A 13,802-nucleotide genomic window follows, 5' to 3' on the forward strand; every position below is an offset into this window, starting at 1 on the left:
CTAGGACGCGACTTGCGCCTCGGCCGGCCGGGCCGCCCGGTTCCGCTCCATCGCCTCGCCCAGATGCCCTTCCAGCTCCGCCGCCCGATGAGCAGCGGTGTGCTCGCCCAGGACGCGCGCGCGAAGGGCGCGGCCCATGCCCCGGCGGCGCTCCTCCGGCATGTCGCGCAACGCGTGCAGCACGTCCTCCGCGCCATCGGCCAGCAGCATCTCCTCGCCCGGGTTCAGCAGCGTCTCGATCCCGTCCCACGGGTCGGAAAGGATGGGCACGCCGCAGGCCCCGGCCTCGAAGAGCCGGACGCTGGGGCTGTAGCCGGCGCGGATCATGTCCGCGCGGGTCACGTTCAGGGTGAAGCGGCTCTGCGCATAGAAGGCCGGGTGCTCGGCGGGTGGTACATGCTCGATCCGCTCGACATTCGCGGGCCAGTTGATCCCGGCCGGGTATTGCGGGCCGGCCACGGCGAAGCGTAGCGCCGGGGCGCGGCGCGCGGGCTCGATCAGCAGGCGCTCCAGCGTCGGCTGGCGGTCGGGGCTGTAGGTGCCGAGATAGCTCAGGTCCCAGCGTGAGGGCAGGTCGAGCGGGCGGTAGGCGCCGTCATCCACCGAGCAATAGAGCTGCCGGGCGGCCGGGGAGCCGAAGTGACGTTCCAGCCGTTCGAGGGTCGGGCCGCCGGTGAAGGAGAGATAGACATCGTAGCCCGGGATGAGCGCGGGGGAGAGGTATTCCTCGTCCCCGCGATCCAGCTTCGCCAGGGTCACGGGCGTATCTATGTCATAGAAAGCGGTGGTGCCGCGGGCGAGGTTCTGCACCATCCGCCCGACCGCGACGCCTTCTGGCACGTAGGAGCCGACGATCACCGCATCGGCCCCGGCGATGGCGCCACGCCAGCCCTCCAGCGCGGCCAGGTCCTGATAGAGTTCCAGGCGACAGAAATCGGGCGAGGGCAGGTCGCGGTGCTGCGCGTACCAGGGCACGTCCCGTTCCAGGAACAGGATGTCGTGCCCGCGCGCTGCGAAGGCGCGCAGCAGGGCGCGGAAGGTGGTCGCATGGCCATTGCCCCAGGAGGAGGAGAGGCTGAGGCCGAGCACCACCACGCGCATCGGCGCCGCCCCGCCGCCCCGGCCCGGGAGGGCGTTCATGCCGCGACGCTCCGCTCGCGCACGCGCTCGGCTTCCTGCTTCAGCAGTGCGTCCACCTCGGCGCCGCGGCGGCTGTAGGTGTGCCCGGCGAGGATCCGGGCGCGGGCCGCCTCGCCGATCGCCCTCGCGCGTTCGGGGGTGAGGCTCCGGACATGCTCGGCCACGTCGGCGCCATCGCGCGCGACGAGCACCTCCTCGCCCTCCTTGAGGAAGAGGTCGAGACCGACCCAGGCATCGGTGATGAGGCAGGCGCCGGCGCCCGCCGCCTCGAACACGCGCGTGGCCGGGGAGTAGCCGACGGCGGCCATGCTGTCGCGCGCGACGTTCAGCACCGCGAGGGATGAGGTGTTGAAGGCGTTGTGGTCACGGGTGCCGACATGGCCGATCTGGCGGATGTTGGCGGGCATCGGCTTGTCATGCCAGCCATTGCCGCCGAGGAGGAAGGGGCGGTCCGGCAGCCGCGCTGCGGCGTCGATGAAGAACTGCTCCACCCGCGCCTCGCGGTCCGGCAGGCGGTTGGCCAGGAAGTTCAGGTCGCCCGCGAAGCGCGGATCGGCCGGGACGGGATGGTGCGTCTCGGGATCGAGGGCGTTGTAGATCGGAATGCAGCGCCGGGCACCGAGACCCTCATAGGCATTGATGACCGGCGGGCCGCCGCCATAGGTCAGCACGAGGTCGAGGGAGGGGAGGGCGCGGCGCAGCGCGTGGTCCGGGGCCGGGGTGATCTCGGCCAGGGTGGCGGGCGCATCCACGTCCCAGAAGATCCGGATGGCTTCGGGCCGTGCGGCGCGCATCACGCCCTCGATCAGCGCGTCATCGAACACGCCGACGCCGCTCGCCTTCACCACCACATCTGCCCGGGCAGCCTCGGCCACCACGGCGCGCATGGCGGCTTCCGTGGCCTCGTAGACCCGCACCTCCGCCCAGGGCGGGGGCTCGATGTCGCGGTGCTTCTGACGGTCGAAGGCATCCGGCTCGTAGAAGGTGACCTGATGGCCGCGCGCGGCCAGGTCCCGCAGCAGGCCGCGGTAATAAGTGGCTGCCCCGTTCCAGTAGGAGGACAGGAGGCTCGACCCGTAGAAGGCGATCTTCATGCCGCCACCGTCTCGTTCATGCTCAGTACCTTTCCACCGCCCTCCCACAAGGCCAGCGCGCTCACCGAGGCGGGCGCGATGTCAAAGCGGAAGAGGTCGTCGAGACTCAACCTGAGATAATGGGCCAGCACGGCCTTGATGATATCGGCATGGCTGACGATCGCGACGCGCCCTTCCGGGTGGTTCGCGTGCAGTTGCTCGACCGCAGCCACGGCCCGTTCCTGGGCTTCGGCCATACTTTCGCCGCCCGGCACGCGGGAGGTCGCCCGCGCCGTGTTCCAGCGCGCCCAACTGGCATCGCCTTCGAGGGATCCGAAGCTGCGCCCTGTCCAATCCCCGAAGTCGATCTCCGTCATGCCCTCGCAAGGGCGCGGAGCAAGGCCGAGCCGCTCGGCCATCGGGGCCGCCGTCTCGCGCGCTCTTTCCATCGGGCTGGCGTAGAGGGCGGAAATCGCCTCGCCTGCCATGCGCCCCGCCAGCGCGGCCGCCTGCCGATGGCCGGTCGCGCCGAGCGTCACGCCGGGCATCCGGCCGCAGAGGATGCTCCCGACACGATCATGCGCGGCATGCCGCAGCAGGAAGATGGTGCTGGGCACGCGGGCACCTAGCCCTCGCCCGCGACGAAGCTGAGCGTGCGCTCGCGCGCCTCGCCGTCATCGAACTGCTGCGGCGGCGACTTCATGAAGTAGCTGGACGGGCCAACAAGGGCGCCGCCGATCCCGCGATCGAGCCCGATCTTGGCGCAGCGCACGGCATCAATGACCACGCCCGCCGAGTTGGGCGAATCCCAGACCTCCAGCTTCAGCTCCACGTTCAGCGGCATGCCGCCGAAGCCCGTGCCCTCGAGCCGGATCTGCGCCCATTTGCGGTCGGTCAGCCAGGGCACGTGGTCGCTCGGGCCGACATGCACGGATTCGGCGGGGAGGGGGATGTCGAACTGGCTGGTCACCGCCTGCGTCTTGGAGATCTTCTTGGACTCCAGCCGTTCGCGTTCCAGCATGTTCAGGAAGTCTGCATTCCCGCCGAAGTTGAGCTGATAGGTGCGGTCCAGCCGCACGCCGCGGTCCTTGAACAGATTGGCCAGGACCCGGTGCACGATCGTGGCTCCGACCTGGCTCTTGATATCATCCCCGATGATGGGAACGCCGCGCGCTTCGAAGCGGCGCTGCCATTCGGGGTTGGAGGCGACGAAGACCGGGATGCAGTTCACGAAGGCGCAGCCCGCCTTCAGCGCCTGCTCCGCATAGAACTCCGTCGCCTTCTGGGACCCCACGGGCAGGTAGGACACGACCACATCCGCCCGCGCCTCCTCCAGGATCGCCGCGACGTCGGCGACCGGCGCGTCGGATTCGGTGATCTCCGCGCTCATGTAGCGGCCGATGCCGTCCAGCGTCGCGCCCCGCTGCACGGTGACGCCGGTGGGCGGCACATCCGCGAAGATGTGCGTGTTGTTCGGCTCGGCGAGGATCGCCTCCGCGACGTCACGCCCGACCTTCCGCGCATTCACGTCGAAGGCGGCGGCGATCTCGATGTCGCGGATATGGTAGCCGCCCAGTTCCACGTTCATCAGCCCGGGGACTGGCTCGTTGGATGTGGCATCCTTGTAATAATGAATGCCCTGGACGAAGGAGGAGGCGCAGTTGCCCACTCCGACCACGGCGACCCGCACGGCGCTGCGACTCATTTCCGCCAGCCCCGCATGCTCTGCGAGGGGCGTAGACGCGGCCAATCGGCCAGGAGGCGAGGCGACCCGGGCATCAAGAGATCGAAATTCCTATTTCCCCGTGTGTCGGCCGTGCGTCAGCCGATGCATCAACTTAGCTTCGTGTTCCGGAGCCAATCAATCGCTGGCGGTTCACGGCTGGTTGTCGTGAGGCTGTCACAAGAAAATGTGATGGCATTCCTGGCCTTCTTCTTACCCTCTCATGCCTTCTTCTCACCGAACGGAGCAGGTAAGGATTTGACCGCGCCGCCATGGAACGACGGTGGTGTGGAGTCGGTCGTGTCCCTGACCGCTCCGCACAATCTGCCGCGCATGCGGTTCATGGGCCGGAGGACGAGGTTTTGGCGGAATCGATCCTGATCACCGGTGGCGCCGGATTCATCGGTCGCTACGTATCGCGCGCGTTGCTCGACCGCGGCGATCATGTTCGGGTGCTCGACAGCTTCATCGAGCAGGTGCACGCCGATCGCGGCGCGGACGGCCTGGACTCCGAGGTGGAGGTGGTGCGCGGCGACGTGCGGGACGCCGACGCGGTGGCACGCGCGCTCAAGGGGATCGACAAGGTTGTTCACCTGGCGGCCGAAGTCGGCGTCGGTCAGAGCATGTATGCGATCGACCGCTACGTCTCGGTGAATGATCACGGCACGGCCGTTCTTTTCCAGCAGTTGATCGACCAGCCGGTGAAGCGCGTCGTCGTCGCTTCCTCCATGAGCGTCTATGGCGAGGGGCTGTACAAGGACGCCGACGGAAATCTGGTCGAGGACGCCGTGCGGCGCCCGCGCAGTGGCCCTGATGCGCCCTGGGACCCGCTGGACGCCAAGGGGCGGCCCATGGTTCCCGTGCCGACGCCGGAGTGGAAGCGGCCGAACCTGGCCTCCGTCTATGCGATCAGCAAGTTCGTGCAGGAGCGTCTCACCCTCACCGTCGCGCCCACCTATGGCATGGAGGGCGTCGCGCTCCGGCTCTGGAACGTCTATGGCGCGGGGCAGGCCCTCTCGAACCCCTATACCGGCGTGCTCGCGATCTTTGCGGCCCGGCTCCAGAACGGCCAGCCGCCGATGATCTTCGAGGACGGGCTGCAGCGCCGCGACTTCGTGCATGTGGAGGATGTGGCGAATGCCTTCCTCCTGGCGCTGGACCGACCGCAGGCGGCCGGTGGCGTCTACAACATCGGCAGCGGCGTGGACCGCACGGTGCAGGAGGTGGCGGCCGACCTGGCCGATGCCATGGGCCGCACGGGCCTCGCCCCCGAGATCGCCGGGAAGACCCGGGCGGGCGACATCCGCCACAACATTCCCGATATCAGCAAGGCGCGGGACGAGTTGGGCTATCGCACCCGGCATCTCGACTTCACGGCTGACCTGGCCGAGCTGGCCGAATGGGTGGCGCGGCAGCAGGCCCGCGACCGGGTGAGCCAGGCTCGGAACGAGCTGGAGCTCCGGGGGCTGGTGGCGTGAACGCGGTCACGCCTCCGGCGCCGCCCAGCACGGGCCGGCAGCCGATTCTCGTGACAGGGGGCGCCGGCTTCATCGGCTCCAACCTGGCCGATCGGCTCGCGGCCGAGGGCCATGACGTGCTCGTCTATGATGCGCTGTCCCGGCCCGGCGTCGAGACGAATCTCGAATGGCTGAAGCGACGCCATCCGCGCCGGGTCTCCGCGACCATCGCCGATGTGCGCGATGGAGCCGCGCTGGCGGCGGCGGCGAAGCAGGCATCGGCGGTCTTTCATCTCGCGGCGCAGGTGGCGGTCACCACCAGCCTGACCGATCCGCGCGCCGACTTCGACATCAACCTGGCCGCAAGCTTCTCCCTGCTGGACGCGCTGCGCCAACGGGGCGGGCGGGTGCCGCTCGTCTTCGCCAGCACCAACAAGGTGTATGGCGACCTTGCCGATGTGGCCCTGCAGCTGGACGGCGAGGCCTATGTCCCGGTGGACCCCACGATCCGCGCGCGCGGGATCGGGGAGGACCGCTCGCTCGATTTCCATACGCCCTATGGTTGCTCCAAGGGGGCGGCGGACCAGTATGTGCTCGATTTCGGACGCTCCTTCGGCGTGCCCACCGCGGTGCTGCGCATGAGCTGCATCTACGGCCAGCGGCAGATGGGCACTGAGGATCAGGGCTGGGTGGCCCATTTCGTCCTCCGCGCCCTGCGCGGGGAGCCGATCAGCATCTATGGCGACGGTTGCCAGGTGCGCGACGTGCTGGATGTCGGCGATGCGGTGGAGGCCTATCTCGCGGCGTGGCGAAGCATCGACGCCGTGTCCGGCCGCGCCTTCAACCTCGGTGGCGGGCCGGCGAATGCCATCAGCCTGCGCCAGCTGATCGCGCATATCGGCGACATCACGAACCGCAAGGTCGAGACGCGCTATGCCGATTGGCGGGCGGGCGACCAGCGCTACTATGTTTCCGACACGACGAGCGCCGCGCGTGAGCTGGGGCTGCGCCCCGCCCGCCCCTGGCGTGAGGGCGTGGCGGCGCTCGCGCAGTGGCTCCGCCAGGAGAGGGCCGCGTTGGAGCCGGCCAGCGCGTGAGCCGCCCGACCACGGGGTTGCGGCTGCTGATGACGGCGGACGCCGCCGGGGGCATCTGGACCTATGCGCTCGACCTCGCCGGCGGGCTCGCCGCGCATGGGGTTGCGACCGACCTGGCGGTGATCGGGCCGGACCCGAAGGAGGCGCAGCGCGGCCAGGCGGAAGCGATCCCGGGGCTTCAGTTGCACCGGACCGGCCTGCCTCTGGACTGGCTGGCGGACGGACCCGATGCGGTGCTGGCCGCAGGGCGGTGCCTCGCCGCCCTTGCGCGTGAGACAGGTGTGGACCTGGTGCACCTCAACAGCCCCGCCCATGCGGCGGGTGGGGTGTTCCCCGTACCGCTTGTCGCGGTTTCCCATTCCTGCACCGCGACCTGGTGGGATGCAGTACGCGGCGGCGCACTGCCCGAGGATTTCGCATGGCGTGCCGATCTGCTGCGCCGAGGGGCCCTGGGCGCCACCGAGCTGGTGGTGCCCAGCCACGCTTTCGGCGAGATGACGATGCGGCGCTATGTGCTGCCACGTCCTCCGGTGGCGGTCCATAACGGACGGGCGCCGCTGCCGCCGGCCGTGTCACGGCCCGCCGATGCGCCGGAGCTGTTTGCCTTCACGGCCGGGCGGTTGTGGGATGCCGGCAAGAATGTCGGTGCGCTGGACCGTGCCGCATCGCGCCTCGATCTGCCGGTGCTCGCGGCCGGCTCCCTTCTCGGCCCGGATGGTACGCGCGTGGCCGCGCCCCATCTCCGCACGCTCGGCGTGCTGGACGAAGCCGCGCTGGCCAGCTGGCTCGGGTGCAAGCCGATCTATGTGTCCCTGGCTCTCTACGAGCCCTTTGGCCTGGCCGTGACCGAAGCGGCGCAGGCCGGCTGCCCGCTGGTCCTGTCGGACATTCCGACCTTTCGCGAATTGTGGGACGGCGCCGCCCTCTTCGTGCCCCCGAATGACGAGGAGGCCGCGGTCAGCGCCATGGCCCGCCTGGCGGCGGATGGGCGGGAGAGGCTGCGGCTCGGCGCCGCAGCCCGCAGCCGGGCCGCGCGCTACACGGTGGAGGCGATGGCGGCCTCCATGCATGCCGTCTATCGCCGCGTGCTGTTTCAGGGGAGCGCTGCGGCGTGAAGCTCGTCTATTTCACCCATTCCCTGGCCTCCTGCTGGAACCATGGCAACGCGCATTTCCTCCGCGGCGTGCTGCGGGAATTCGTGCATCGCGGCCATGAGGTCGTGGCCCTGGAGCCCGCAGGCGCCTGGAGCCTGGAGAACCTGCTGCGCGACCATGGCGAGGCGGGGCTCGAAGCTTATCGCTCCCTCTACCCGGAACTCGCCTCCCGCGTCTTCGCTGGCGTCGAGGAGGCCGAGGCGGCGATCGGGGATGCCGATGTCGTCATCGTGCATGAATGGAACGAGCCGGCCCTCGTGGCGACGATCGGGCGGCTGCGGCGGCGCGGGGGGCGCTTCACCCTGCTGTTCCACGACACGCACCACCGCGCCGTGAGCGACCCGGAGGCGATCCGGACCTTCGACCTCGATGGCTATGATGGTGTTCTCGCCTTCGGCGCTACCCTGGCGGACGTGTACCGGAGCTGGGGCTGGGGCGAGCGCGTCTTCGTCTGGCACGAAGCGGCGGATACGCGCCTCTTCCATCCCCCTGCGCAGGAAGGTCCGCGCGAGGGGCTGGTCTGGATCGGCAACTGGGGTGATGGCGAACGCAGCGAGGAGCTCGAGCGCTTCCTCATGCGGCCGGCGCGCAATGCCGGGCTGCCGCTCGACATCTACGGCGTGCGGTATCCCGACGAGGCGCGCGCGATGCTGGACCGCTACGGAGTGCGCTTCCGCGGCTGGCTGCCGAATGCGCGCGCGCCGGAGGTTTTCGCCCGGCATGTGGCCACGGTGCATGTGCCCCGGCGCTTCTATGTGGAGGTGCTGCCGGGCATTCCGACGATCCGCGTGTTCGAGGCGCTGGCCTGCGGCATTCCGCTGGTCTCCGCCCCCTGGCAGGATTCCGAGGGGCTGTTCCGGCCGGGCGAGGACTACCTGACGGCCCGGGACGAGGCGGAGATGACCCGCCAGCTCCAGGCGCTGCGCGACGATCCGCCCCTGCGCAGCGCCCTGGTCGCGAGCGGGCTGGAGCGGATCCGGGCGCGGCACAGCTGCGCCCACCGGGCGGATGAATTGATGGAGGTGCTTGCGCGCCTCGATGCCGCCGCGGTGCGGCGGCTCGGCCCCGAGCGGCAGGTTGCAGGAGCGGCGGGATGAGTGGTTCGGCGGTGCTTTCGAAGGATGAGATTCGCCAGCGCGTGGAAGCGCTGGGCGAGTGGTTCCACAACCTGAACCTGGGCGGGGTGCAGACCGCGCCGAACCACTTCCTCTGGAATTACCCTGCCAGCAAGTTCAAGCACTTCTCGCACGTCATCCCGCAGGACCTGACGGGCAAGACGGTCCTGGATATCGGCTGCAATGCCGGCTTCTACTCGCTGGAAATGAAGCGGCGCGGCGCCGCCCGCGTGCTGGGTGTGGATTCCGACGACCGCTACCTCGCCCAGGCGCGCCTGGCCGCGGAGGTGACGGGGCTGGAAGCCGAGTTCCGTAACCTCTCCGTGTATGACGTGGCGGAGCTGGGCGAGCGCTTCGACCTCGTGATCTTCATGGGCGTGCTCTACCACCTGCGCCATCCGCTGCTCGCGCTGGACCTGATCCATGAGCATGTGGCCAAGGACCTGCTGCTCTTCCAATCGATGCAGCGCGGCGCGACGGAGGTGATGGAACCCGCGGAGGACTATCCCTTCGTGGAGACGGCGGTCTTCGACGACCCGAAATGGCCGAAGCTGCACTTCATCGAGAAGCGCTATTCGAACGACCCCTCCAACTGGTGGGCGCCGAATGCGGCGGCGGCGGAGGCCATGCTGCGCTCCGCGGGCTTCACCGTGATCGAGCACCCGGAGCAGGAGGTCTATCTGTGCCGGCGCGTGGAGGCCCCCTGGGGCGCCGGCGCCGCCTATCCCGCCGCCCGTCCTGCTGGGGAGCCGCGCGCATGATCGAAGCCGCGATGATCTGGAACGAGCCCAACAACAAGTCCCATTGGGACCCGGAGATCGATCCAGGCTGGGCCATGTTTGGAGAGACGGCGAAGCTCGCCGGCCGGGCCATCCGGGAGGTGAACCCCAACCTGCCGCGCGTGCTCGGCGGTATCTCTCCCATCGATCCCTCCTTCATCGAGAACCTCACGGGCAGGGGCGTGATGGAGGAAATCGATGTGGTGGCCGTGCACGGCTTTCCGCTGGATTGGAACCTGTGGAAGATCGACGAGTGGCCCGCGAAGATCGACGAGATCCGTGCCGTCACGGACAAGCCGATCTGGGTGACCGAGGTCGGGATCTCCACCTTCGGTGCGGAGGAGGTGCAAGCCTGGGGCGTGGACCGCACCGCTGAACTGCTCATCGGCAAGGCGCCGCGCATCCATTGGTACAGCCTGTATGACCTGCCGCAGGCCTGGGGCGCGACCACGCGCCACCGCGAGGCGGAGGGCTCCTCCTACTACCGGCACTTCTACATGGGCCTTCTACGCGAGGACGGCTCGCCCAAGCCTTCGCTTGAGCATTTCGCGAAGCACACGCCGCATATGGGCCTGTGCCAATGGTTCCATTACGAGGACCATCGCCTCTACGAGGCAGTGGAGTGGATGAAGCGGCTCGGCGTCACCTATCTGCGCACCGGCCTCTCCTGGGCGGACAGCTTCCGGCCGAATGCGCTGGACTGGTTCGACCGGCAGATGGAGGCGCTGGCGGATTTCGACGTCACCGTGACCTTCTGCTTCACGCCGGAGCATCGCGGCATCGCGCCGCATCACACCAGCCCGCCGCAGGTGCCGGAGGAGTTCGCGGAGTTCTGCGCCTCCATGATCCGGCGCTATGCGCCGGCGAAGGCCACCATCGCGGCCTGAGGGCTGGCGAGGACGGGGCGGGAAGCCGCTGGTGGCCTTGGGCCACCGGCGGCTTATCGATTGGGAATTGAGAAAATGGGTGCGATGCAAGCGCCGGAGAACATGCGCGCCGCGGTCCTCACGGGGGCGGGGCAGGTCGAGATCCGGGACGTGGCGCTTCCGGAGCCCGGCCCCGGGCAGGTGCGGCTGCGGCTGGAGGGATGCGGCGTCTGCGCCTCCAACCTCACCCCCTGGGCCGGCCCGGACTGGATGACCTTCCCGACCCAGCCCGGCGATCTCGGCCATGAGGCCTGGGGCGTGGTGGATGCGCTGGGGGAGGGGGTGGATGGCCTCTCCATCGGGGATCGCGTCGCGGCGCTCACCTATCGCGGCTATGCCGAATACGACCTCGCCGAGGCGGAGAACGTGGTGCGGCTGCCAGATTCCCTGGCTGGGCAGCCCTTCCCGGGCGAGCCGCTGGGCTGCGCGATGAACATCTTCCGGCGCAGCGGGATCGAGGCGGGGCAGATGGTCGCCATCATCGGCATCGGCTTCCTCGGCGCCATCCTCACGCGGCTGGCGACGGAGGCGGGCGCGCGGGTGATCGCCATTTCCCGCCGGCCCTTCTCGCTGGATCTCGCCCGCAGCATGGGCGCGGCTGAGACCATCCCGATGGAGGACCACAACGGCATCATCGCCCGCGTGAAGGAACTGACGGATGGCCGGTTCTGCGACGTGGTGATCGAGGCCGTCGGCAAGCAATGGCCGCTCGACCTTGCGGCGGAGCTTTGTAAGGAGCGCGGCCGCCTGATCGTCGCCGGCTATCACCAGGACGGACCGCGGCAGGTGAACATGTGGCTGTGGAACTGGCGCGGCCTGGACGTGATCAACGCGCATGAGCGCGACCCCCGGGTCTACATGCAGGGCATCCGGGAGGCGGTGGAAGCGGTGGCGGCTGGTCGCTTCGATCCGAAGCCGCTGATGACGCATGAGTTCGCGCTGGACCGCCTGGGCGAGGCGCTGGATGCCACGCGCGACCGGCCGGATGGATTCCTCAAGGCGCTGGTGCGCTTCCCGTGACCCGCCCGTGCATCGGCTTCCTCGGCGTCGGCTGGATCGGCCGGCACCGGATGCAGGCGATCCTGGCGACGGGGGCGGTGGAGGCCGCGGCCATCGCCGATCCCTCACCGGAGATGAGGGCCGAGGCACAGCGCCTCGCCCCGGAGGCGAAGCAGGTCGGCGGGCTGGAGGAGATGCTCGGCCTGGGCCTGGACGGGGTGGTGATCGCGACCCCGAGTGCGCTGCATGCGGCGCAGACGATCCAGGCCCTTCAGGCCGGCGCTGCCGTCTTCTGCCAAAAGCCACTCGGGCGCACCGCCGTCGAGGTGCGCGATGCCGTCGATGCGGCGCGCAGGGCGGACCGACTCCTCGGGGTGGACCTGTCCTACCGCTTCACCGAGGGCATGCGGCGCATCCGGCAGGCGATGGCGGAGGGGGAGCTGGGCCGGATCTACGCGGCCGATCTCGTCTTCCACAACGCCTATGGGCCGGACAAGCCGTGGTTCCGGGATCCCGCCCTGTCCGGCGGCGGCTGCGTGATGGATCTTGGCGTGCATCTCGTGGACCTGGCGCTCTGGGCGCTCGACTTCCCGGCTGTGGCCGGGGTTTCGGGCCAGCTCTTCTCGGGCGGGGAGCCGCTGGCTGGCCGCACCGATCGCGTCGAGGACTATGCGGTCGCGACGATCGAACTCCAGGGAGGCGCCGTGCTGCGCCTCGCCTGTTCCTGGAACCTTCATGCCGGACAGGATGCGGTGATCGCGGCCGAGTTCCACGGCACGCAGGGCGGGGCCGCGCTGCGGAACCAGAACGGGTCCTTCTACGATTTCACGGCGGAGCGTTTCCAGGGCACGGCGCGTGAGGTGCTCGCCGTTCCGCCAGACGAATGGGGTGGGCGTGCCGCCGCGGACTGGGCGATGCGCCTGGCCTCCTGCGAGCGATTCGATCCTTCCGCCGCGGCTCTGGTCACCGTGGCGGAGGTCCTGGACCGGATCTACGGCCGCGAGGTTCGGCCCGACCTTACCCCGGGGCGAGGCTGAGCACGACCACATACTGGCAGCCGGCCGCGACGAGGACGAGCGCATGCCAGATGGCAATGTTGTAGGGCAGCGTCTTGGAGACGTGGGCGATCACGCCCAGGCTGTAGATCAGCCCGCCCAGCAGAAGCAGCCCGAGTTGCCATGAGGACAGGGCGCGGAGCAGCGGCATGAGGGCAATGACTCCGACCCAGCCCAGAAGCAGATAGGCGGCGATCGCGACCCGTTCGAAGCGCGCCGGCGCGGCCAGCTTGATCGCGCCGCCCAGCAGCGCGCCCGTCCAGACGAAGAGAAGAAGGGCAAAGCCGGTCCAGCCCCCCACGGCCAGCGCCATGATGGGGGTGTAGGTGCCGGCGATGAGGAGGAAGATGGCCGCGTGGTCGAGGCGGCGGAGAAGCGCGCGCCGTGGCCCGGGGGTGGCCATGTTATAGGCGGCGGAGCAGGTGAAGCTTGCCACCAGGCCCAGCGCATAGAGCCCGAAGGCTGCGGCCGCGAGCGGTTCGGGCCGATGGGCCGCACGGGAGGCCAGAAGCAGGCAGGCCGCCAGTACGGCGAGCAGTCCAACGACATGGACAGCGGCATCGGCACGCCGATGCCGGATGTCGGCGGGCAGGGTGGCCACTCGCGCCTCGGTTACGCGATGCGGCCGCCTTGCCGGTTCAGGCGGCGGTCAGCGACGCGCCTTGCCACGCGCGATCTCGCGCTCGATCGCGGTGCGCTCGCCGGAGCCGAGCTTCCGCGCGATCTCCCGCACGATCGCCTGCGACACGCGATGGCGCTTGGCCAGATAGGCGATGGTCTCTTCGAGCGCCGCCGCATCGACCGGGCTGGCGGCTTCGGCTTTGGTCTTGCTGTGCGACACGGTGGTCCTCGTGATTTCAAGCGGCCCTTGGGCCTCTGAAAGGCAGGTGGCAGCTGGGGCACGGTGTCGAAGGCGGCGGAATGCCAGCCTGCGGGCATTCGCCCTAGCTGATGGCGGGGCCGTTCTTGCCCAGGGCGGCATAGGGGCCCTGGCGCATCTGGCTCTCCCGCACGACCCGCTCATGCCCGTCGCGATCGCTGCGAACGCGGTACTCGCGGTCGGCAGCGTCGTTCGGAAGCAGGCGGACAACGGTGTAATGTCCCGTCACCCCAGGGGGGGTGAGGATTCCGGCCACGAGCTCGATGCTCTGGCCAACTTCGTAGCTGTGACGTGCCATGATGGTTCCTCGCTTGGTGTCGGGCCGCGGGCCTGGTCAGGGGACGCGAGACGCGGCCGCTCCGACAGGAGAGGGCCGGGCGGGAGAGCCTGGCTTCCCCGCCCGG

15 protein-coding genes are annotated in these 13,802 nt (G+C 69.4%); 8 read left to right on the forward strand and 7 right to left on the reverse strand.

Going from position 1 to position 13,802, the window contains the following annotated elements; genetic code table 11:
• Genes BUB97_RS00710 through BUB97_RS00725 form a run of 4 tightly spaced genes read right to left on the reverse strand, consistent with a single transcriptional unit; the run spans nt 1 to nt 3,918 of the window.
• Nucleotides 1–1,140, reverse strand: a complete 1,140-nt coding sequence (locus BUB97_RS00710) for a CgeB family protein (protein ID WP_245818109.1) — start codon at nt 1,138–1,140, stop codon at nt 1–3.
• A complete protein-coding gene (locus BUB97_RS00715) occupies nt 1,137–2,234 on the reverse strand; it encodes a CgeB family protein (protein WP_073130249.1) in 1,098 nt (365 codons plus the stop codon). The genes BUB97_RS00710 and BUB97_RS00715 overlap by 4 nt, the downstream gene beginning before the upstream one ends.
• Nucleotides 2,231–2,830 (reverse strand): histidine phosphatase family protein, encoded by a 600-nt coding sequence (locus BUB97_RS00720; protein WP_073130250.1) that lies wholly within the window; start codon nt 2,828–2,830, stop codon nt 2,231–2,233. The genes BUB97_RS00715 and BUB97_RS00720 overlap by 4 nt, the downstream gene beginning before the upstream one ends.
• An 8-nt stretch (nt 2,831–2,838) precedes the next feature.
• Nucleotides 2,839–3,918: an inositol-3-phosphate synthase gene (locus tag BUB97_RS00725; RefSeq protein WP_073130253.1), complete on the reverse strand. Its 1,080-nt coding sequence runs from the start codon at nt 3,916–3,918 to the stop codon at nt 2,839–2,841.
• Nucleotides 3,919–4,298: 380 nt separating this feature from the next.
• On the opposite strand from BUB97_RS00725, the gene BUB97_RS00730 reads away from it, so the two are divergent.
• The 8 genes from BUB97_RS00730 to BUB97_RS00765 all read left to right on the forward strand — a co-directional run bounded on the left by BUB97_RS00730 (nt 4,299) and on the right by BUB97_RS00765 (nt 12,500).
• Complete coding sequence (locus BUB97_RS00730) at nt 4,299–5,414, forward strand: NAD-dependent epimerase/dehydratase family protein (protein WP_073130256.1); 1,116 nt, start codon at nt 4,299–4,301, stop codon at nt 5,412–5,414.
• Complete coding sequence (locus BUB97_RS00735) at nt 5,411–6,490, forward strand: SDR family NAD(P)-dependent oxidoreductase (RefSeq protein ID WP_073130259.1); 1,080 nt, start codon at nt 5,411–5,413, stop codon at nt 6,488–6,490. Before BUB97_RS00730 ends, BUB97_RS00735 begins: the two co-directional genes overlap by 4 nt.
• The gene (locus BUB97_RS00740) at nt 6,487–7,605 is read left to right on the forward strand and encodes a glycosyltransferase family 4 protein (RefSeq protein ID WP_245818111.1); all 1,119 of its coding nucleotides are present in this window, start codon (nt 6,487–6,489) and stop codon (nt 7,603–7,605) included. Before BUB97_RS00735 ends, BUB97_RS00740 begins: the two co-directional genes overlap by 4 nt.
• Complete coding sequence (locus BUB97_RS00745; RefSeq protein ID WP_073130262.1) at nt 7,602–8,741, forward strand: CgeB family protein; 1,140 nt, start codon at nt 7,602–7,604, stop codon at nt 8,739–8,741. Before BUB97_RS00740 ends, BUB97_RS00745 begins: the two co-directional genes overlap by 4 nt.
• Nucleotides 8,738–9,520: a TIGR04290 family methyltransferase gene (locus tag BUB97_RS00750; protein ID WP_073130266.1), complete on the forward strand. Its 783-nt coding sequence runs from the start codon at nt 8,738–8,740 to the stop codon at nt 9,518–9,520. Before BUB97_RS00745 ends, BUB97_RS00750 begins: the two co-directional genes overlap by 4 nt.
• Nucleotides 9,517–10,425, forward strand: coding sequence for a glycosyl hydrolase (locus BUB97_RS00755; RefSeq protein ID WP_073130269.1), 909 nt, complete (start codon nt 9,517–9,519; stop codon nt 10,423–10,425). Before BUB97_RS00750 ends, BUB97_RS00755 begins: the two co-directional genes overlap by 4 nt.
• A gap of 75 nt (nt 10,426–10,500) precedes the next feature.
• Nucleotides 10,501–11,484, forward strand: a complete 984-nt coding sequence (locus BUB97_RS00760; protein WP_073130272.1) for an MDR/zinc-dependent alcohol dehydrogenase-like family protein — start codon at nt 10,501–10,503, stop codon at nt 11,482–11,484.
• Nucleotides 11,481–12,500, forward strand: a complete 1,020-nt coding sequence (locus BUB97_RS00765) for a Gfo/Idh/MocA family protein (protein ID WP_073130275.1) — start codon at nt 11,481–11,483, stop codon at nt 12,498–12,500. The genes BUB97_RS00760 and BUB97_RS00765 overlap by 4 nt, the downstream gene beginning before the upstream one ends.
• On the opposite strand, the gene trhA is transcribed toward BUB97_RS00765, so the two are convergent.
• The 3 genes from trhA to BUB97_RS00780 form a co-directional block, all read right to left on the reverse strand.
• The gene (gene trhA / locus BUB97_RS00770) at nt 12,481–13,119 is read right to left on the reverse strand and encodes a PAQR family membrane homeostasis protein TrhA (protein ID WP_073130279.1); all 639 of its coding nucleotides are present in this window, start codon (nt 13,117–13,119) and stop codon (nt 12,481–12,483) included. The two genes, BUB97_RS00765 and trhA, sit on opposite strands and share 20 nt — an antisense overlap.
• Before the next feature lie 48 nt (nt 13,120–13,167).
• Complete coding sequence (locus BUB97_RS00775) at nt 13,168–13,359, reverse strand: hypothetical protein (RefSeq protein WP_073130282.1); 192 nt, start codon at nt 13,357–13,359, stop codon at nt 13,168–13,170.
• 103 nt (nt 13,360–13,462) lie between these two features.
• Nucleotides 13,463–13,696, reverse strand: a complete 234-nt coding sequence (locus tag BUB97_RS00780) for a hypothetical protein (RefSeq protein ID WP_073130285.1) — start codon at nt 13,694–13,696, stop codon at nt 13,463–13,465.
• Nucleotides 13,697–13,802 lie beyond the last annotated feature (106 nt).

This window comes from Muricoccus roseus, assembly GCF_900141905.1.
Taxonomy (GTDB): domain Bacteria; phylum Pseudomonadota; class Alphaproteobacteria; order Acetobacterales; family Acetobacteraceae; genus Roseomonas; species Roseomonas rosea.